Genomic DNA, 20,211 nt, shown 5'->3' with positions numbered 1-20,211 from the left:
CGGGTTCGGCTAAGGGTATCAATGCTTTTGATTGGCCATCACCCAATGGGTGAGTCATGATCTCTTGCATAAGCGCCTCATTCTCAATTGATATCAATTACTTGAGATAGTTTAGCAAGTTTTAACTGCTCTTTTTAGGATCATGTTTGAAGATCCTCTCGCCCACGACCATGAAAGCAGTGTCGCTGGTCGAAGTTTGTTCTGCTGGATGCAAACACGCTTAAGTGTCCAATTTCTTTCGTCTTAGAGGGTAGATCCGAGTTTTTTGTAAAGTAGGGATATCAAATTATTTTGACCCACTTGGTTTTTACATCGATCAGTTTCTTTTCCATGCTCAAGCTGGCAGGCGTTATTTCGCCGGAAGTGATATTTCCTAAAATTATGCCGTTGGAGGCTTTGGTATGGGCATCGGCATAGAGTTCAGAGCAAATTCTTGTGCGTTGGGGATAAGTAAATGTTCTGGTTCCCCAGTAGCCTGAAAATTGGGATTTCCATAGTAAGGTGAGAATAGAGCGATAACCATATCGGTAGCTTCGTAATTTTAATGCATTGACAGCGAGTTCCCATCTTTGATCATTATTAAGTGTAGGGTTTCTCCTCACTCTAATCAGGTGCTGTCCAATGTATTGGTAAATATCGCTCACGACAACGCCTTTGCGCGTTGCTTCGCACAAGGCGCTCGATCCTATATAGACCGCAGCGTGCTCCCAGCGTGCATGCACAGTGTCATAACCACCCTGTGCTTGTATTCTACGAATGGATTGCTGAATTAAGCCTGGTTTTTGTGCGCTGACTAAAATCAAATCACCGGGAAGCCAGTTGCTGAAGTCAGCACAAAAGCCCCAATTTCTAACGGATCGAGGAATAGGGTGATCAGGTGTCCATGTTAGCAAGGTGCTACGAGCTTTGGCTGGATCAAGCAACTCTTGCATCAATCTAGGCGGCCGTTATTTGTTGGGAATCGATACCGCATTGACGTGTTGATCGTCATCGTATTCGACGATAACTTCTGTGCCGTTGAATAACCCTAGTTCCTTGGCAGTCTCGCCTTTGTAACCTTTTATTTGTTCAAAAGAAAATGCGGTGATGCTATGGCTGACATCATCATTCATATAGCCTATGCCGTTATCAGTCAAACGCAGAATTTTTGCTGATCTAGTTGTCATCTCTCGTACCTCTGTGAGCTTTATGCGTTCACGCCGTTACAGTGATTATCATTATTAGTTTGTGTTGAGTCAATCTTGCATTTATTCGGCATTAAATAGCAGCATTAAGTTTCGGTTATGGCTAAAAATTGAGTATAAGAAACTTGTAACTACTCGCCTTAAGCCTTGCTCAGTCGGCTCTGCCTTCATAGCAAATCATTAAAATAGCCATTTGCTTTCAGCTATTGGCTAGCAGCCAGCTCTTTCGGCCCATTGACATCTTCCGGATCACCTTCATACGGTGTCGCATATTTACAGTCTTTTTGTGGACACACTTTTTCAACGCCGCGCCGTTTAGTTGATTTTACGGTAAGAATCGGCCATTGGCAGGTAGGGCATTCTTCTTTGATTGGCGCATCCCACAACGCATAACTACATTTGGGGTATTCGGAGCACGAGTAAAATATTTTGCCGAACCGCGATTTACGTTTGAGTATGCTGCCCTCTTTGCATTGAGGGCAGGTGACCCCAGTATCCAGAGGTTTTTCCAAAGGCTCAATGTGTTTACATTTGGGATAAGCGCTGCAGCCGATGAACTTGCCGTATTTACCGGCTTTGATGACCAGAGGCGAGTCACATTTCGGGCACGTTCTTCCCTCTACGACTTCCGGTGCGTCGGCGCTGCTGCCGTCTTCATTCAAATTCCGTGTATAAGAGCATTCCGGGTAATTATTGCAGCCGATGAAACGGCCATTACGGCCCAATCGAATCGACAGTTGACTACCGCATTCGGGGCATTTTTCATCAATCGCTTCATGTGTCACATCCTTGCGTTGAACGCTTTCATCTTTTTCATGGATGAGGGTGTTGAAGGGGTTCCAAAATGCATGCATCAAAGGAATCCACTCTTTTTCACCGCGCGAAACGGCATCCAGCTCATCTTCAAGATTGGCTGTGAAATCGTAATCGACGTATTTGGTGAAATGTTCGGTCAGGAATTTATTGACGATGCGTCCCACGTCAGTAGGATAAAAACGTTTGCTTTCCAGTGTGACATATTCACGGTTTTGCAAAGTCGAAATGATCGATGCATAGGTAGAGGGACGGCCAATGCCGTGTTCTTCCAATGTTTTTACCAGGCTGGCTTCGCTGTAGCGGGGCGGTGGCTCGGTAAAATGTTGCCCGGCTATGATGTCATTAAGCGGGACAGGGCGGCCTTGTTCCAATGCGGGTAAAAAGTTTTCTTTGTCGTCGCCTTCCTGGGTATCGTCAATACCTTCAAGATAAACAGCCATAAAACCCGGTTTGGCTATGGTTGATCCTGTTGCTCGGAAGAGGTGTTGCTGCTCTTCGCCGCAGCAAAAATCAATGGCCACCATGTCTATCGTGGCGTGAATCATCTGGCAGGCGATCGTGCGCTTCCAGATGAGATCATACAGTTTAAATTGTTCCGCGCTCAGGTACTTCTGAACCTCAGCGGGCTGATGCCTGATGGAAGTGGGTCTTATCGCCTCATGTGCTTCCTGGGCATTTTTTGACTTGGTTTTGAATTGCCGGGGTTCTTTGGGTACGTTGATTGCGCCGTATTTTTCGGCAATCAATTCCCTTATTTCCAGCACCGCGTCAACCGACAAATTGACCGAATCGGTACGCATATAGGTAATCAACCCGGCTGTTTCACCCCCCAGGTCAATCCCTTCGTACAGTTGCTGCGCCACCATCATGGTGCGCTTGGTGGTAAATCCCAGTTTGCGCGCTGCTTCCTGTTGCAAGGTCGAAGTTATAAAAGGGGGGGCCGGATTGCGGCTACGTTGTTTTTTCTCGACTTTGACAACATGCAGTTTGCCGTCAGCGGCATCCAGCAAGGTTTGTTTGACCTGGCTGGCGTGCTCCTCCGTTTCAAAGCTGAACTGGTTGAGTTTTTCGCCATTGAAATGAGTCAATTTGGCTTTAAACGTTTGCTCTTGCGCCGTCAGTTCCGCATCTATACTCCAGTATTCTCGCGTTTTGAACGCTTCGATTTCAAGTTCCCTTTCGACGATCATTCGCAGGGCAGGGCTTTGAACGCGTCCGGCCGACAGGCCGCGGCGAATCTTTTTCCAGAGTAAAGGCGATAATTTAAAGCCGACAAGATAATCCAGAGCCCGCCGGGCCTGCTGGGCATTGATTAAATTGATCGAAAGTTCGGTCGGGTTGGCGATGGCTTCAGTTACCGCTTTCTTCGTTATTTCATGAAAAATAACCCGGTGTACCGGCTTGTTTTTAAGCAGTTTTTTTTCTTTCAGTAATTCGTAAAGATGCCAGGAAATCGCTTCGCCTTCTCTATCGGGGTCAGTTGCCAGATAGAGGGTTTGAGCTTCTTTTATGGCTTTACTTATGGCCTGCACATGGCGTTGGTTGCGATCAATGATTTCATATTTCATCGCAAAGTCATGTTCCGGATCTACGGCGCCTTCTTTAGGGATCAGATCCCTGACATGGCCATAGGAGGCCAAAACATGAAAGTCTTTGCCCAGATATTTTTCAATCGTTTTAGCTTTTGCAGGGGATTCTACAATGACAAGGTTGTTACTCATTAGGTCTTTAATTCGAGGCCGGTTTAATGCAAGTAAGCAGGAATCTGATCGTAAACGATATCTTCCATTCGTGAAAAAGCAATTTCTTCATCGGGCTGACTTAACAATACCATCAAGACGATCCATTTCAGTTTTTCCAGAGAAATCTCTTCATTTTCCAGTGCTACTGCACGGTCTATAACAAGTTCACGGTTGGCAGGCGACAAAATGCCGTTGTGTTCAATAAACATTAAAAAATTGCGGCATTCAATATCCAGTCTTTCAAGTTCCTGGCTTGAAAATATACGGAAGGCATGAGAGGCCGAAGGATTGATTTTGCCTTGCAAACTCAAGGATTCCAGCCAATCGAAAGCCTTGTTGACTTCGGTTTGATCAAATCCAGCTTCTTCAAGTTCGTTCTTGATCAGCTCACTGTCAGGCAGGATCTCAATCTCATCCTCCATATAGTTTTCAAACAGATACATCAAGACATCAAAAATATTTTCTTTCATAGTAGGTATAAATTATTTAATGCGGGTGTAACACCCGCCGGGCATTGATTCAATGTAACCTTGAAGTTCCATAACCAGCAACATTGACGAAATGACTTCAACGGATTGGCCTGTGCTTTCTACCAGTTTATCAACAGAAGTGGGGCTAAACATGATCAGATTCAATAATGTTTGTTGCTCCAGGTCAAGCATTGATTGTGATAAAGACGGAGTTGTTATGGCATCTTGTTGATTGTATTGACCTAATTCTTCGAGAATATCCTGAGATGTTTCAACAAGTTTTGCGCCTTCCCTGATCAGTGCATTACAACCGCGGGCGAGCGGGTTATGAATGGATCCGGGAATAGCAAAAACTTCCCGGTTTTGTTCAAGTGCCATTCTGGCCGTGATCAGTGAGCCGCTTTGTTTAGCGGCTTCTACCACCAGTAAACCCATGCTTAAGCCGCTGATGATTCGATTCCGTCTGGGGAAATGGTTTGCTTTAGCCGTAGTGCCAGGCGGAAATTCAGAAACTAAAACGCCGGTTTCCGAAATTCGGGTTGCCAAGGCTTTGTTACAGGCAGGGTACACCCGGTCAAGCCCTGTTCCAGCCACGGCAATGGTAAGTCCATTAACCAGCAGCGCGCCTTCATGACTGGCGGCATCTATCCCCAAAGCCAGTCCGCTGGTAATGACAAAGCCGGTGTTGGCCAACGATTTGGCAAAACTGAGCGCTGTCTCCCGGCCCAGGGTAGAAGGGTTGCGGCTGCCGACCATAGCAATTTGCGGCAAGTTCAAAATAGCGGACTCACCCCTGAAAAACAGTAAGGGCGGCGGGTCCGATATTTCTTTGAGCAGAACAGGGTAAGCCGGGTCGGTGATGCTTATAACGCCTTGATGTGGCGATTCCAGCCACAGTAAATCGCTGTCTACTTGAGACCAGTCAGGTGCTCGAATGAATTCAATACTTTTATCATTCAAGCCTAATGCAGATAGAGCGGTTCTGGATTCCTTAAACAACTGTTCCGGCGCGTGCCCTTGCAGCAGTCTCAGAAAAGTTCTACAGCCAACGCCCGGCGTGCGTAATAACGCCAGCCAGAATTTAAGATCATTGGCGGGGATGACGCTGTTCAGGGTGTTCTTACGCGGTCAAGAACATGAATAGCCTGTGTGGCTTCCATAACCAGGGCATAGCTGACGCGTTCAAAGACTCTGAAGACCATCAATTTTCCGGCTATTTCATCGGGCATTTGAATCTCATCATTACGCTGGATGCTGAAGGTATCGCGAACTGTCTTGCCGCTACGGTAGATATCAAATACATGACCAACGCTGATATTATCAACTTGACCTTTGTCTATGGACACAACGTTATAACGGCCGATTTGCGTGACGCCGTCCAGTACATTGATGATATTTCCCTCTATTGTCTCCTCGGGAGCGTGCGGAAAATAATTAAGCGTGAAATCCCCTTCTTCACGCGTCATTAATCGGTCACCGGTTCGAATTTCGCTTGTAGATTTTGTAATGGTCAGTGTGGCGGGATCGCCTTTCTCATTGAGTGTCGCTTCGGCGATATATTTAGCTTCATAGCCCAGAATTTCTGCTGAATTGGGGCTTTTCAATGTGTCGCCCTGCCGGTATATCGTATAAGAGAGCGTTTCCGGTTGCTCGATGGCGCGAACATAGATGCGATCTCCTGCGCCAGCGAGCAGGCGGTCACCGGCAAAGTCGATGATGTAAGGCGCTTTATTGAGTTCATCAGGGCCGACAATGCGCGGCGATACCAGATATTTGGCAATGGTTTCAGACGGGATCAGTTTGATTGCCTGTCTCAAATCCGTTTCACGGATGCGAGGCGTCAGTTTTACATAGTCCGCATTTTCTGAGGTTTCGTAGGATGAGACATTTGTGTTTGTAAGGCTTAACTGCGGCTGACCGTTAACCAGGGAAAAAACGATGGTATCGCCCGGGTAGATCAAATGGGGGTTTTCAATCTGCTGGTTGGTTTGCCATAAATAGGGCCATTGTTCGGGGCGTTGTAAAAATCGTCCGGCAATATGCCACAATGTATCCCCCTCGACCACCGTGTAACGGTCAGGGTGATTGGGGTTTATTGCTATCAATTCCTCACTGATGGCTAAGTTGGATATTAGAAGTGCTAATAATCCCAAAAGGTTACGCAAGGCCATAAACAGGTTCCTGATCGGTCATTTTTATGTGGAGTGATTTCAAAGTTTAGATTAAATCATATAGAATTCCAGCATTGAAAATTATGCAGGAGAGATTGTTGAGTATTTTGACTATTTTAGAGTTTCCTGACGAGCGTCTGCGAAAAAAAGCACAAGCGGTTGCGCGGGTTGATGAGGGTATCAAGAAACTGGTCGATGACATGTTTGAAACCATGTATGAAGCAAAAGGTGTTGGCTTGGCCGCTTCGCAGGTCGATGTTCATCAGCGTATCATAGTAATGGATGTCAGCGAGGACAAAAAATCGCCCTTGTGTTTGATCAATCCCGAAATCATCGAAAAACACGGTGTTGAAGAGGGCGAAGAAGGCTGCTTATCAGTGCCTGGCTTTTTTGAGAAAGTTAAACGGGCCGAACGCATCAAAGTAAGAGCGCTAGACAGACAAGGCAAAGCGTTTGAAATGGAAGCGGATGATTTATTAGCAATTTGTGTGCAGCACGAAATGGATCATTTAGAGGGCAAATTATTTGTTGATTACATCTCTCCGTTAAAACGGCAACGCATCAAGCGGAAGCTGGAAAAAATTCACAAGTTGGAACAAAAAATCTTATGAGAATTGTATTTGCCGGTACGCCGGAATTTGCTGTGCCTGCGTTGCAGATGCTGCTGGCTTCATCGCATGAGGTCTGCGCCGTCTATACACAGCCCGACAAACCGGCGGGCCGCGGGCGAAAATTGACTCCCAGTCCTGTCAAAGCCTTGGCTCTTGAATCCGGAATCACCGTGGTTCAACCTGCGTCACTCAAAAATGAAAGTGATTTCAAGCAGCTGGCTGACTTTAATCCCGACCTGATGGTTGTTGTCGCCTATGGAATGATTCTGCCGCAATCCGTATTGGATTTGCCAAAATACGGCTGTATTAATGTTCACGGATCTTTGCTGCCCCGTTGGCGCGGCGCGGCGCCTATTCAAAGAGCGCTGATGGCGGGCGATAAAGAAACCGGTGTGACGATCATGCAAATAGTCCGGCAATTGGATGCGGGTGATATGCTGCATAAGGAAGTTTACGTGATAGAGCCTCATGATACGGCCAGTGATTTGCACAATAAACTCGCACAATTGGGTGCTGTCGGGCTAAGCAAAGTGCTGGATCAGCTTGATAAGAACGAGTTGCACCCGGAAAAGCAGGATGAAGCTTTGGTGACCTATGCAGAGAAACTCGACAAATCCGAGTCTTTGATGGATTGGAGCCAATCTGCCGAGGTGCTGGCGCTTAAAGTCAGAGGCATGAATGCCTGGCCGGTGGCTCAAACCACGTTTAACGGTGATGTCTTGAGGATCTGGCGTGCTGAACCGGTAAGTAGTGAATCGAACGAGGCTCCGGGTACGGTTTTAATCAACGATAAACAACTGGATGTCCAAACCGGAAAAGGTGTATTGCGTTTGTTGGAAGTTCAATTGCCCGGAGGAAAGCGCGTTTCAGCCCGGGACTTTATCAACGCCCATGATCTTCATGCCCGAAGATTGGGTTGTGGCACGTGAACTTAAGACTTCTGTCCGCCAAAATTATCGGTCGTGTTTTAAAAGAAGGGCAGTCGTTGACGGCGGCTCTTGATCAGCTGTTGCCGGAGGGTATCAAGCCTCAAGACAAGGCCTTTGTTCAAGCGATTTGTTACGGTGTCATCAGGCAGTTTTATCCGCTGGAGTTTTTGCTTAATCAATTGGTGATAAAACCCATTAAAGATAATGAAGTCAAAGTGCTGGCGCTAATGGGCATTTATCAGCTGGCTTACATGCGTGTTAAAGAACACGCTGCCGTATCAGAGACGGTGGCCGCGCTGCCGAGAAAAAAAATCTGGGCAAAATCCCTCATCAATGCCGTGCTTAGAAACTATCAAAGACAGCAGGACCAGTTGCAGGCCAATTTGGATAATGATCCTGTGCTGGCCGCCGGTCACCCCAAATGGCTGATCACATTAATTCAGCAGGATTGGCCGGAACAGGCAGGCACGATCTTCCTTGAAAATAACCGTCAAGCGCCTATGGTGCTTAGGGTTAATCAGTCGCGTTTGACTCGAGGTCAATATCTTCAGCGGTTGACTGACAATGGTATTGCTGCGGCAGAGGTTAGCGCTGCACCCGCCGCATTGATATTGGAGCACCCTGTTCCGGTTGAACAGTTACCCGGTTTTGGCGAAGGTCTGGTGTCGGTTCAGGATGCCGCTGCGCAGCTGGCCGCCGGATTATTGGGTGTTGATGCCGGGCATCGAGTGCTGGATATCTGCGCGGCGCCGGGCGGAAAAACGGCTCACCTGCTCGAAATTCAACCGGAGCTTGCTGAATTGGTGGCGCTTGATTGTGATGCGGCCAGAATGGAGCGGGTCGAGGAAAATATGGCCCGCCTGGGTTTAAATGCGACTTTATTGGTTGGCGATGCGGCAAATCCTGATTCCTGGTGGGACGGCAAGCTGTTTGACCGCATTCTGGTCGATGCGCCGTGCTCGGGCTTGGGTGTTATTCGCAGGCACCCGGACATCAAGTTATTACGCAAACCGGATGACATGGCTAAATTAGTTGAGTTGCAAGGCAGTATAGTCAACGCGATATGGCCTTTGCTGCTGCCGGGTGGCGTGCTTGTTTACGCGACCTGTTCTATCCATAAACAGGAAAATGAATTCCAAATGGCTACATTTCTAAAAGCGCATGATGATGCCCAGGAATTTCCCATTGAACCTTTATGGGGTATTCAAGCCAGTGTTGGCAGGCAGATTCTGACCGGAGAGTCAGGTATGGACGGTTTTTATTATGCACGCTTACGCAAGCAGTAAATTTCTTTCCTTACTGTGCCTGCTGATCTTGGCGGGTATTTTTCCAGTTTCTGCCAGACATGCTCATGCTCAAAATCCCCGAGTTGAAATTAAGGATGTGCTGATTAACCGGCAGGATGGTCATTATCAGTTATCAGCGAATATTGTTTACAACTTAAGTAGCAAGGCCAGGAATGCTTTGCAGAAAGGTATCCCTTTGTATTGGGATGTATCAGTCAAAGTGGCGCAGAGTCGAAACTGGATGTGGGATAAAACAATCTTTAGCTATTCAACGCGGCTTCGTATTCAGTATCAGGCTTTATTTAACTCCTATCGTGTTACCCGAATCGAGAATAACGAGAGCGAAAGCTATTCTAATTTGCAAGCTGCGTTGACTGACATGGGGCTCATAAAGGATTTGATGCTGGTAAAACAAGGCGAAATGGACCCGGATGAAAAATATTATGCGGGTATTAAAGTCAATTTTGACAGAGAGGCGCTGCCGTTGCCGTTACGGCCTGAGTCCTATGTTAATTCTCAATGGTACTTATCGAGTGATTGGATGTTATGGCCGGTAGAAAACTAAGATTCCCGGTCAGTGTGCTGATTTTTGTCCTTTTCGGCTTTGTTCTGCTGTCTTTGCAGCTCATGAGTTCGGCGACTCAGGAGTCATCGGAGTTAAATGAGCTGTATTCCTGGCTGTTGATCATCAATGCCTTGGGGTCGATCATTTTGCTGGGTTTGATCGGCGTCAATACCCTTTCTCTGGTACGGCAATTAAAAAAACGCGAGGCCGGCTCAAGACTGACGACCCGGATGGTTTCGTTATTTGTGTTGCTGGCTTTGGCTCCGGCTGCCATCGTGTTTTACTTTTCCATGCAGTTTTTACATCAAGGCATTGACAGCTGGTTCAATGTGGAAATTGACAGAGCCATGGAGGATTCTCTCGAATTAAGCCAGGTGGCGCTTGATCAGCGAATGCGCTGGTATCTCAAGCAAACCGAGCAGTTGATAGACCGGTTAAGTGATAAGTCAGAAGCCGGGGTAACACTTGAAATGGAGCATATGCGGGATTTTTCGGGGGCGTCGGAAATGACGCTTTTTTCCCGACAAGGCCGGATTATTGCTTCCAGCAGCATCAATCCCAGTGAGATTTTGCCCAGTATTCCCGATGAGCATATCTGGATGCGCCTGCGCCAGAATAGCAATTATGTCGCATTAGACCCCTCGCTTGAGGGGCAGCTGCGCATACAGGTGATTGTTACGGTTAATTCTGAAGATATTCAATATCTGCAGGCGCTTTATCCTGTTCCACTGAGAATCACCGATCTAGCGGATTCTGTCGAATTTGCCTTTGTGCGTTATCAGGAAATGAATTTTCTCAGGGATTCATTGAAACTCAGCTTTTCGCTGGCGCTTTCTCTGGTTTTGTTAATGAGCTTGTCGGCAGCCATTTGGGTCGCCTTTATCAGTATCCGTGAAATTGTTCAGCCGGTTAAAGAACTGGTCAAGGGAACTCAGGCGGTGGCTCAGGGTCATTATGAGCAATGTCTGCCGGTTATGGCTCAGGATGATTTGGGGTTTTTGGTAGAATCCTTCAATGATATGTCTCAACGCATCGCCAGGGCCCGTGATGAAACGCGCATGGCGGGGATTGAAGTAGAAAATCAGCGTGCCTATCTTGAAACGATTTTGTCCAATTTGACGGCAGGCGTTATCAGTTTCGATAGGCATTATAAAATCCGGACGGCCAATCAAGCGGCGTATCGTATTTTTCATATTCAGGTCAGCCGGTTTGTTGATCAAACCTTGCTGGATTTGGCGGATGAGCATAAAGAGCTGGCCGAACCGTTGCGGCAAATTCAGGAGCTTCTGGAGCAGGCGGATGATATTTGGGAGCAGCGTATCTCTTTTCTGGGGATCAACGGATTACAAGAGTTGTTGTGCCGGGGAACGCCGTTGTTTTCGCCTGAGGGAGGCCGGGTTGGGGCGGTTGTGGTGTTTGATGACGTGACCGATTTAATTCAGGCTCAAAAAAATGCGGCCTGGGGAGAAGTTGCCCGGCGTTTGGCGCATGAAATCAAGAACCCGTTGACGCCCATTCAGTTGTCCGCAGAGCGGCTGCAGCTTAAACTGGCTGGAGAGCTGCAAGCAAAATCGCAGGAAATTCTGCTGCGTTCCACGCAAACGATTGTTCAGCAAGTCGAAGCCATGAAAGAAATGGTTGACGATTTTTCTCAGTACGCAAGGGCTTCAAAAAAACAAACCGAAAATATTGATTTGGCTATATTGGTTCCCGAAGTATTAGCGCTTTATGCCTTGCAATCCGGCGTTAAATTTATTACCGCTTTCAACGATAATCCTCTTGTTATTAGTGCAGATCGTGTTGCAATTCGCCAAGTCTTGCATAATTTAATCAAAAATGCGCTGGAAGCGGCTGGAAAGACCGGAGAAATTTATATTGGACTCAGCCGCGCGAGAAAAAATAATGCGAATTTTATCGAAATGTTGTTTCGTGATAATGGTCCCGGTATCAATGAAGATCAGGTGGATAAGGTCTTTGAGCCCTATGTGACGACTAAAGCGAAGGGCACAGGTCTCGGACTTGCGATAGTTAAAAAAATCATTGAGGAACATGGTGGTTCGATTTGGGTCGATACCGTTTATAAAGAAGGTGCGGGTTTCGTTGTACAGTTGCCCGCCGTTTAACGTTTTATTCTTGAGTATCCTATGAATGTACAAGCAGCACATATACTGGTGGTGGATGATGAGCCAGATATTCGCCGGTTAGTCCGGGAGATACTGGAAGACGAGGGCTATCGCGTCTGTGTCGCTGAAAATGCGGCAGAGGCAAGAACACTGAAAATCAATCAAAACCCGGATCTTATATTGCTCGATATCTGGATGCCCGATACTGACGGAATCACCTTGCTCAAGGAGTGGGTGAGTGAAGATCCAGTGATGTGTCCGGTTGTTATGATGTCGGGTCATGGTTCGGTTGAGTCGGCAGTTGAATCGACCCGGTTGGGCGCGTATGACTTTTTGGAAAAACCGCTGTCACTGGCTAAATTATTGTTGATTGTCGAGCGCGCTTTGGAATCCGGAAAACAGTTGAGCGATAGGGCTTCACTGAGACCGTTAATACAGGACATTGAGCCGGTAGGAAAAAGCGCCGCCGTAGCGCGAACCAAAGAGCAATTAAAGCGCTTGGGTCAGCATGATGCGCGTGTTCTCTTTCAAGGCGTTGCGGGTGTGGGTAAGGAGCTCTATGCGCGCTATATGCATAACAACAGCACGCGACGTGAAGGCGCCTTCATTGCCGTTGCGGTTGGCAGTATTTCGCCCGAAAATTCAGCTATTGAGTTTTTTGGCAAAGAACAAGCCGGCAAAATTTACCCAGGGCTTCTGGAACAAGCCAATGGAGGCACGTTGTTTTTGTCGGAAGTCGGCGGTATGGATAAAGATTCTCAGCAGAGGTTGCTGGGCGCTCTTGAATCCAGTTCATTTCTAAGGGTAGGCGGCAGCGAGCCGGTGCGAGTCGATGTGAGAGTCGTCGCTTCGACAAGGACGCCGCTGGAAGAGGAAGTCAAAGCCGGGCGTTTTCGTCAGGATTTGTATTACTTGCTCAACGAAGTCACGATGGAAATCGCCCCTTTACGCGAACACAGCGAAGATATACCGGGGTTATTGAATTTTTATGTCGATTATTTCAATACTCAGGAGAAGTTGCCGTTTAGAAAATTTACTATGGCAGCGCAAAATTATCTGCGAAATTACACTTGGCCGGGAAATGTCAGGGAATTAAGAAATCTGGTCCAGCGTCTGATGATATTGGGTGTCGGTGATGATATGGATGTTGAGGAAGTCAAATCGGCATTAGGCTCAGTGACTGAGGGCGTTATAAACAGTTCTTCAGTGCCCGAGTTTTATAATATGCCTCTTAAAGAAGCCAGAGAGCATTTTGAAAAAGCCTATCTGGAGTATCATTTTGAGAAAAGCGGCGGCAGCGTCGCCAAGTTGGCATCAATTATAGGAATGGAGCGGACTCATCTTTATCGCAAGCTGCACTCGCTTAACATCAAGTTGTAATATACCCATCGCAGATCAAAATTCGGCACCGGGGTGCCCGTCAAAGGACGCCGTAAATACATCCGTGTAGGCTCTATGCCAGCATCCATGCTGGCAAAGCCTTTGCCGAACAACCCGTTGCCTCCTTAGGCACTGCTGAAATTTGAAGTGAGAAAGGTATAATAAGAGCAAGGCGAACTACAAATAAAAGGTCTGATTAATATAACACTTGAATAAAATGTGTTTTTTGAGTACTATTCTCGATCTTTTATTAAGCCTTAACAGATCAAACAGCGACAATGAAAACATTTAGTGCAAAGCCAGCAGAAGTTAAGCGCGATTGGTACGTAGTTGATGCAGAAGGGAAGACGCTTGGCCGCCTTGCCACTGAAATAGCACGACGTCTTCGCGGTAAACACAAACCAGAATTTACGCCTCATGTCGATACCGGGGATTACATTATCGTAGTCAACGCTGAAAAAATTGGCGTTACAGGCAATAAAGAAAAAGACAAAATATATTACCGTCACACCGGTTATGTTGGTAATATGAAATCAACCAGCTTGGGTAAGCTGAGACAAACTTTTCCTGATCGTATTATAACTACTGCCGTGCAGGGAATGTTACCCAAAAATCCACTAGGTCGTGCAATGTTCAAGAAATTGAAAGTTTATGCAGGTCCTCATCACGATCATCAGGCTCAACAGCCAAAAGTTTTAGAATTATAAGCGGGTAGATCATGGCAGCAGCACAGTATTACGGAACAGGCCGTCGTAAAAGCGCAGTAGCGCGAGTTTACGCTACATCCGGCACTGGTAAAATCACGATCAATAAACAAAGCATCGAAGAATATTTTGGCCGTAAAACCGACCAGATGATTTCGCGTCAGCCTTTAGAATGCGTTGATATGGAAAGCAAATTCGATGTTAACGTGATTGTCAAAGGCGGCGGACCTTCCGGTCAAGCTGGCGCAATTCGTCACGGGTTGGCCAGGGCTCTTATGGCGTACGACGAAGCTTTACGTCCATCATTAAGAAAAGCGGGCTATGTTACACGTGATGCGCGTGTTGTTGAACGTAAAAAAGTCGGCTTGCACAAAGCCAGAAAACGTCCTCAGTACTCAAAACGTTAATTGTTGTAACCGCCTGCTTATCAGACGTGTTAAAAAAGCCGCATTAGATGCGGCTTTTTTTTTGCTCATTGATTTGTTAATTTACAACCAAGGTAACTATTCAACGGAACAAAAAAATTAAGTTGATGCGCAGGGTGGGTTTTGGTTACGGCTATCGCCAATCTAACCAATGAATAATTTCGGCCAAGCAGTAAAACCGTTTGTAAAGGGGGACGTGATGGTAGATTGGAACAGAACTTATGCCGCGATATGGCGGCAGAGAAAAGAATATCTGAGACCGGTCAAGCAGCTGGATCCGATAGGTTTGCATGACTTGTTGGGAATTGACGTTCAAAAGCGGCAATTGATCGCTAATACGGAAAAGTTTCTTGCTCGGCAACCGGCTAACAATGCCTTGCTATGGGGTGCGCGCGGCACGGGAAAGTCATCGTTGATCAAAGCGTTGCTTAATGCCTATCATTCGGAAGGATTGCGTGTCATCGAAGTGGATAAAGAGGATCTGGTTTATTTGCCGGAAATTGTCGATGAGATTCGTGAGCAGCCTCAACGATTTATTATTTATTGCGATGATTTGTCTTTTGAGACGGGCGAAAATCAATACAAAGCGCTAAAGAGTGTTTTGGAAGGTTCCATAGAATTACCCCCGGATAATGTTTTGCTCTATGCGACGTCCAATCGCAGGCATTTATTGCCTGAACTGATGAAAGATAATCTGGATACGCGGCTTGTGAATGGCGAAGTCCATTACTCCGATGCCATTGAGGAGAAGATTTCATTGTCCGATCGTTTCGGATTATGGCTTTCGTTTTATCCGGTTAATACAGAAACTTATCTGACCATAGTTGACAGCTATTTTGCTGCTTATCAGGGTAGCTCTGACGCCTTACATCAGGCTGCGCTTGAATTTTCACATCTGCGTGCAGCAAAAAGCGGCAGAACGGCCAAGCAGTTCTACAATGCCATGGCGGCGGTGTTTCTGAAAGCTTGACGGTGTTTAAGGGAAAGATTTGTCTTGCAATGCAAAATATATGGGCACCTAAGTCAAAAAAAAGCCTGCTCTTGATGAGCAGGCTCGTTGTTAGCATTAAGAATTGCCGGATATAAAGCTTTTCAGTGTCAGTCTTTTTAAGCTTGGACAGATGTTTTAGCTTTACGCGAAACCCCCATTAAGCCTATCAAACTGCTTCCCATAAACCATACGGCAGAAGGAACAGGGACGGGGGCGCCATCAAATGTGACTGTAGTTGAAATGTCTTTTGAACTTCCTGAACCGTTAGGTCCGACTGATTGGCTTCTTACGCCAAATACGGAAAATGCATTTTCCAGAGAATTACCCAGACTTGCTATAGCGAAATTAGTGCTGGTAATAAAACCTGAGCTAGACCCTGCACTGCCTATTGACAATAAAAAATAATTATTTTCGCCGGTAAACAAACCACTGCCTTGTCCATTGAAATTGTTTCCGTCTTTGTTATTTAAAGTGTTTAATCCTATTTTGGTGATATCGCTGCCGCTGATATCATCAGCTGTAATCTCATAGTTCAAAGCAAAAGCAATCCCACGGATGTCGCCTTGGTTAGGACTGTTCTCGGCAATTTTTACATTAACGTTGAAAAATCCGGCGGTTAAATCATCAATCGAGACGACATAATCGACCGGATCACTTCCGTATTGATCAAAAGCAGTAAATAGAACGGAGGCTGCATTCGTTGCTCCTGAGGCGGCCATTAATAAACCGGTAAGCATTGCTGCGTAGCTGTAATTCTTTTTCATAGTATTTTTTCCTGTAAGTTATTGAGAGATGTTGCTAAATTACTTAAAGCAAGGTTAGTGCCAACATCCTGGTGCGGTTTTACTTTTCTTTTAAGCCGGAAATAGCAGTCATTCTAAAAGGGCTGGGGGGAAAGATTTTTGAGGGTGTCGTCAGCAGGGCTGCTGTTGTCAACCCAGGGATGGGTTTACGATGTTCCTATGCCCATCGTAGATCGAAATTCGGCACCGGGGTGCCCGTCAAAGGACGCCGTAAATACATCGATGTAGGCTCTGTGCCAGCTCCATGCTGGCAAAGCCTTTGCCGACCTCCTTAGGCACTGCCGAAATTTGAAGTGCGAAAGGTATAGAAAGGCTTTTTCCAGTCCAAAATGACGCTGAACATTTCAAGCGGGAAATTGTTGCGGAAATAGAAGCGGAAGTGACAGTTATGTCAGCTGTGCTGTCAGTTGTGTCATGACGAATTGACATACGGTTTTCAAACCGCTGTCATCTGCCATTTTGAGCGGATCAGGAGGATATTGGTTGTCCGGGCATACATTCTCAATTTTAAAAAAAGCGGCCAATCTCGGAAGAATTTATGGGCTAATTGTCAGGGCTAAACAAGTCAATTTGTTTGGCGACTGATTCGGGTTCAAGGTCATTTAATGATGACAGCGTGACGCCCAGCAAACGCACTTTTTTTGTACCGACATCGGTAGATTTAAGAAGATCTTTAAATAAAGCGGTTGAGTCCATCTTCTCTGAGATGGCTTCTTGGAAAGTCCGGCTACGGGTGATTTGTTTGAAGTCGAAATACTTTACTTTGAGGGTCAAGGTGCTGGCTTGCAGATTTTTATCGGTGAGTTTGGTCTGGGCTTTCTCTAAAAGAGCGGTCAATTGGGTCAATATTTCATCGCCATCGTCGATATCTTCTGGCAGAGTGATTTCAACACCTACCGATTTAGTGATACGGTCCCATTTAACAGGGCGATCATCGATAGCTCGCGCGATATGGTAATAATAGACGCCTGCTTTTCCAAAGTGCTGTTGCAGGTGGGTTAAAGACAGTTTTCTTAGGTCATTGCCGCTATAAACGCCTAACTGATGCATCTTTTTTTCCGTGGCTTTGCCTATGCCATGAAATTTGCCAATCGGTAATTGCTCGACGAAAGCCAACCCTTGATCGGGCGTTATAACAAACAGTCCGTCCGGTTTGTTGATGTCGGATGCAATTTTGGCGAGAAATTTGTTGTAGGAAATGCCGGCTGACGCGGTCAGTCCGGTTTCTTCTTGGATGCGCGTCTTTATCGCTAACGCAATACGTGTGGCCGAACCCTGATAATCGGCTGAGTCTGTTACATCCAGGTAGGCTTCATCCAGCGATAAAGGCTCAAATATAGGAGTGAATTCGGCAAAAATTGTTCTGATTGTGTTGGAAACGGATCGATAGGCCTCAAACCTGGGTTTAACAAACAGCGCATGGGGGCACAGTTGCAGGGCTTTGGCGCAGGACATGGCTGAATGTATGCCGTACTGACGGGCTTCGTAATTGCAGGTTGCTACTACGCCTCGACTGCAGGGGTTGCCGCCGACGATCAGCGGCTTATCGCGGTATTCGGGGAAATCTCTTTGTTCAATGGCGGCAAAAAAAGCATCCATGTCGATATGGATGATTTTTTTAATGCCCGCCATCACCGCAAATTAATTATCGCTTTTATATTTATTGGGGATTTCCAGCGTTTCGGTTGTGTTCCAATCCGAAAAAGGAAAAGGCATTTCATCCGTATTGAACGTCAGAAACAACAGGATATGGTACAGATAAGCAGCCAGTTTTTTGCCCAGGTCCAATATATTCTTATTGCTGTTTCCAGTCAGTAAGGTGTAGGCGATTTGCAATAGAATGATTCCCCACAATACGACTCTGACCAAGCCGACTATGATGGCAAACAGCATAATAAATACAATTCTTTTCCAGGTACTTGGCTTTTTTAAGTTTTCGTTGATTTGTTCTTGCATGTGATTAGCCGCGATTCATGATGTCTCTTAAGTCCAATGCTGCTGCATTGGCTCTGGCGATATAGTTAGCCATGGTGAGTGAGTAGTTGGCAAATAGACCGTAACCACTGCCGTTCAGGACCACCGGGCTTAATGTAGGGGCCAGTGAATTTTCAAGGGCATGGATCATGATATCGACCGTATTCATGGCGCGTTTATCCAGCAAAATGTCCCTGAAGTCATGTTCGATTGCTTTTAATACATGCAACAGTGCCCAGGAGGCACCGCGCGCTTCATAAAAAATATTATCAATTTCCATCCAGGGAGTTTGGGTCAGTGGTGTGGTTTTCTGGTCTATCGTATTTTGTTCGGTTGCCGTCAACGCCAATGTTTTTTGGGCTGTCAACTCTCTGACAATATTGCCGGCATCACTGGCTGCCAGACGGGTGGAAATCCCCCCTAAACGCTTAATGACTAATTCCACGTACTGCCATAAATTATCAGTCCTGGGATAGAAATGGGCCTTTTTGCCTTTGCCTTTACCTCTGCTTGCATCCGGATTTTGCAGTCGGGTCATGTAGTTGTGTAATGCATCTATACCTTTTTGGTATTCCGCCTCTGTTGATGGCAAGGCCCATGAGTTTCGCTCATAGTAAAAATAAGGTTCGGCTATCGCCAAATCAGGGTCTTCAGCTGATTGAGACTGGTCACGGGCAAAGTGATTTCTGAGTGCGGAAGTCGCATCGCGAAGGATGACCAATGCGCCAAATTCCCAACTGGCAATGTTATCCAGCAATAAACCGGGCGGGGCCACGTCATTAGTGATATAGCCGCCGGGCTTGTGTAGCAGAACCTCGGCGATGTGGGCCAGTGTATTGGAATATACATAGCCAATCGGCATGTTATTCGTCGTATTTGTGTCTTTGGTGCGAATGACCGCTTCATCAAAAACATTAAATGGCTTGGGCGGTTCGCCCCACCATAAGCCCAATACAATCATTACCACTAAAACGACGGCGCTTATTACGCCAAGTACCCATAGGATCCCTCTGTATTGCTCACTTTGCGGCGAATCGTTTTCTGACATTTCCAGTATCCTTTAAAGAGAACATTCTTATGCCCCAATGATAACAGTTTTTTTTGCGATGACGTAATATGCCTCGTCGTTATTCCGGCCTTTTTTTTGCCCGAGGGTGGGTTTGATCATAGACGTCAGCAAGATGTTGAAAGTTAAGATGTGTGTAGATTTGCGTGGTGCTGATATTGGCGTGACCCAGCAATTCCTGGACGGCTCTCAGATCCTGGCTGGATTCCAGTAGATGGCTGGCAAATGAATGGCGCAGCATGTGAGGATGGACGTGTTCGGCTACACCTTTTGTCTGACACCAGTTTTGTAAGCGTTGATGGACATTACGGGTGCTGATGCGTTTGCCGCGATTGGAGACAAACAAGGCCGTTTCATCACCGGCGTTAAATTGAGGTCGTTGCATCAGCCAGCTGGTAACTGACTTTACCGCTTTACTGCCTATGGGCAGCACCCTCATTTTATTGCCTTTACCGGAACGTACAATTAACGTGCGGTCCGATAGGTCCAGGTCGTTGATATTCAAGTCGGTCAATTCACTCAAGCGTAGACCGCAGGAGTAAAACAGCTCGAACATGGCTTGGTCGCGTATTTCCAGCACAGAAACAGTGTTCGCATCCAGTAAGCCGCTGACTTGATCCACATCCAGCAGTTTGGGTAATTTCCTATCCTGTTTGGGCGCTCGGATCGCTTGCGCAGGATTTATTGATGCTACTTGAAGTTTTAACAGAAATTTAAAAAATCCGCGAATTGAAGATAATTCACGTTGCAGGCTTTTGCTGCCCATCCCCTGACGATGACGGGCAGCGATGTAGCCGCGAATCAAGGCGGGCTGAATATCCGGCCAGTCCTGAATGTTGTGTTCATCACAATAGGCGGTTAACTTAAGCAAATCATGGCGGTAGCTTATGACGGTATGCGGCGATGACCTTTTTTCGATCTGCAGCTGTTCAATAAATCGCTCCAGCCATTGAGTCGCAGCAGGCGTCACG

At 46.5% G+C, this 20,211-nt stretch carries 20 protein-coding genes; 9 read left to right on the top strand and 11 right to left on the bottom strand.

Translation table 11 applies throughout. The annotated features are described in order from the left end of the window. Positions 1 to 281: 281 nt before the first annotated feature. The 6 genes from Q7V32_RS06800 to Q7V32_RS06775 form a co-directional block, all read right to left on the bottom strand. Positions 282 to 932 (bottom strand): hypothetical protein, encoded by a 651-nt coding sequence (locus Q7V32_RS06800; protein ID WP_304896224.1) that lies wholly within the window; start codon positions 930 to 932, stop codon positions 282 to 284. A 15-nt stretch (positions 933 to 947) separates the two neighbouring features. After that, a complete protein-coding gene (locus tag Q7V32_RS06795) occupies positions 948 to 1,166 on the bottom strand; it encodes a hypothetical protein (protein WP_304896223.1) in 219 nt (72 codons plus the stop codon). Between the two features lie 221 nt (positions 1,167 to 1,387). Continuing rightward, the gene (gene topA / locus Q7V32_RS06790) at positions 1,388 to 3,721 is read right to left on the bottom strand and encodes a type I DNA topoisomerase (protein ID WP_304896222.1); all 2,334 of its coding nucleotides are present in this window, start codon (positions 3,719 to 3,721) and stop codon (positions 1,388 to 1,390) included. Between the two features lie 23 nt (positions 3,722 to 3,744). Then, on the bottom strand, positions 3,745 to 4,212 hold the full coding sequence (locus Q7V32_RS06785) for a DUF494 family protein (RefSeq protein WP_304896221.1): 468 nt from the start codon (positions 4,210 to 4,212) through the stop codon (positions 3,745 to 3,747). Between the two features lie 12 nt (positions 4,213 to 4,224). Next, positions 4,225 to 5,313 (bottom strand): DNA-processing protein DprA, encoded by a 1,089-nt coding sequence (dprA, locus tag Q7V32_RS06780; RefSeq protein ID WP_304896228.1) that lies wholly within the window; start codon positions 5,311 to 5,313, stop codon positions 4,225 to 4,227. An 8-nt stretch (positions 5,314 to 5,321) separates the two neighbouring features. Next, positions 5,322 to 6,383: a LysM peptidoglycan-binding domain-containing protein gene (locus Q7V32_RS06775; protein ID WP_304896220.1), complete on the bottom strand. Its 1,062-nt coding sequence runs from the start codon at positions 6,381 to 6,383 to the stop codon at positions 5,322 to 5,324. Positions 6,384 to 6,481: 98 nt separating this feature from the next. Between Q7V32_RS06775 and def the strand changes: the two genes are divergently transcribed. From def to Q7V32_RS06730, 9 genes are all read left to right on the top strand, one after another. Continuing rightward, complete coding sequence (gene def / locus Q7V32_RS06770) at positions 6,482 to 6,994, top strand: peptide deformylase (RefSeq protein ID WP_304896219.1); 513 nt, start codon at positions 6,482 to 6,484, stop codon at positions 6,992 to 6,994. Next, positions 6,991 to 7,923: a methionyl-tRNA formyltransferase gene (fmt, locus tag Q7V32_RS06765; protein WP_304896218.1), complete on the top strand. Its 933-nt coding sequence runs from the start codon at positions 6,991 to 6,993 to the stop codon at positions 7,921 to 7,923. Before def ends, fmt begins: the two co-directional genes overlap by 4 nt. Further along, positions 7,920 to 9,209: a 16S rRNA (cytosine(967)-C(5))-methyltransferase RsmB gene (rsmB, locus tag Q7V32_RS06760; RefSeq protein WP_304896217.1), complete on the top strand. Its 1,290-nt coding sequence runs from the start codon at positions 7,920 to 7,922 to the stop codon at positions 9,207 to 9,209. The genes fmt and rsmB overlap by 4 nt, the downstream gene beginning before the upstream one ends. After that, complete coding sequence (locus Q7V32_RS06755; RefSeq protein WP_304896216.1) at positions 9,187 to 9,774, top strand: DUF4390 domain-containing protein; 588 nt, start codon at positions 9,187 to 9,189, stop codon at positions 9,772 to 9,774. The genes rsmB and Q7V32_RS06755 overlap by 23 nt, the downstream gene beginning before the upstream one ends. Beyond that, positions 9,756 to 11,897, top strand: a complete 2,142-nt coding sequence (locus tag Q7V32_RS06750) for an ATP-binding protein (RefSeq protein WP_304896215.1) — start codon at positions 9,756 to 9,758, stop codon at positions 11,895 to 11,897. Before Q7V32_RS06755 ends, Q7V32_RS06750 begins: the two co-directional genes overlap by 19 nt. A 21-nt stretch (positions 11,898 to 11,918) precedes the next feature. Next, positions 11,919 to 13,277: a sigma-54 dependent transcriptional regulator gene (locus tag Q7V32_RS06745; RefSeq protein WP_304896214.1), complete on the top strand. Its 1,359-nt coding sequence runs from the start codon at positions 11,919 to 11,921 to the stop codon at positions 13,275 to 13,277. Positions 13,278 to 13,555: 278 nt separating this feature from the next. Beyond that, on the top strand, positions 13,556 to 13,984 hold the full coding sequence (rplM, locus tag Q7V32_RS06740; RefSeq protein WP_304896213.1) for a 50S ribosomal protein L13: 429 nt from the start codon (positions 13,556 to 13,558) through the stop codon (positions 13,982 to 13,984). Between the two features lie 11 nt (positions 13,985 to 13,995). Further along, positions 13,996 to 14,388, top strand: a complete 393-nt coding sequence (gene rpsI / locus Q7V32_RS06735) for a 30S ribosomal protein S9 (RefSeq protein WP_304896212.1) — start codon at positions 13,996 to 13,998, stop codon at positions 14,386 to 14,388. A gap of 217 nt (positions 14,389 to 14,605) precedes the next feature. After that, positions 14,606 to 15,376, top strand: a complete 771-nt coding sequence (locus Q7V32_RS06730) for an ATP-binding protein (RefSeq protein ID WP_304896211.1) — start codon at positions 14,606 to 14,608, stop codon at positions 15,374 to 15,376. Positions 15,377 to 15,513: 137 nt separating this feature from the next. On the opposite strand, the gene Q7V32_RS06725 is transcribed toward Q7V32_RS06730, so the two are convergent. The 5 genes from Q7V32_RS06725 to xerC all read right to left on the bottom strand — a co-directional run bounded on the left by Q7V32_RS06725 (position 15,514) and on the right by xerC (position 20,210). Beyond that, positions 15,514 to 16,161 (bottom strand): hypothetical protein, encoded by a 648-nt coding sequence (locus tag Q7V32_RS06725; RefSeq protein ID WP_304896210.1) that lies wholly within the window; start codon positions 16,159 to 16,161, stop codon positions 15,514 to 15,516. Between the two features lie 582 nt (positions 16,162 to 16,743). Continuing rightward, positions 16,744 to 17,832 carry a DNA polymerase IV gene (dinB, locus tag Q7V32_RS06720; protein ID WP_304896209.1) on the bottom strand — a complete coding sequence of 363 codons (1,089 nt, stop codon included), beginning with the start codon at positions 17,830 to 17,832 and terminating at the stop codon, positions 16,744 to 16,746. Between the two features lie 9 nt (positions 17,833 to 17,841). Beyond that, entirely contained in the window at positions 17,842 to 18,156 is a 315-nt protein-coding gene (locus Q7V32_RS06715) for a DUF4389 domain-containing protein (protein WP_304896208.1), read from the bottom strand. A 4-nt stretch (positions 18,157 to 18,160) separates the two neighbouring features. After that, on the bottom strand, positions 18,161 to 19,222 hold the full coding sequence (locus Q7V32_RS06710) for a DUF2333 family protein (RefSeq protein WP_304896207.1): 1,062 nt from the start codon (positions 19,220 to 19,222) through the stop codon (positions 18,161 to 18,163). A 79-nt stretch (positions 19,223 to 19,301) separates the two neighbouring features. Next, the gene (gene xerC, locus Q7V32_RS06705) at positions 19,302 to 20,210 is read right to left on the bottom strand and encodes a tyrosine recombinase XerC (RefSeq protein WP_304896206.1); all 909 of its coding nucleotides are present in this window, start codon (positions 20,208 to 20,210) and stop codon (positions 19,302 to 19,304) included. Between the last annotated feature and the right edge of the window lies 1 nt (position 20,211).

This window comes from Methylicorpusculum sp. (assembly GCF_030651835.1).
Classification (GTDB): Bacteria; Pseudomonadota; Gammaproteobacteria; order Methylococcales; family Methylomonadaceae; genus Methylicorpusculum.
The sequence above is the reverse complement of the archived record's forward strand: the minus strand, read 5'-3'. Positions and strand labels throughout refer to the sequence as shown.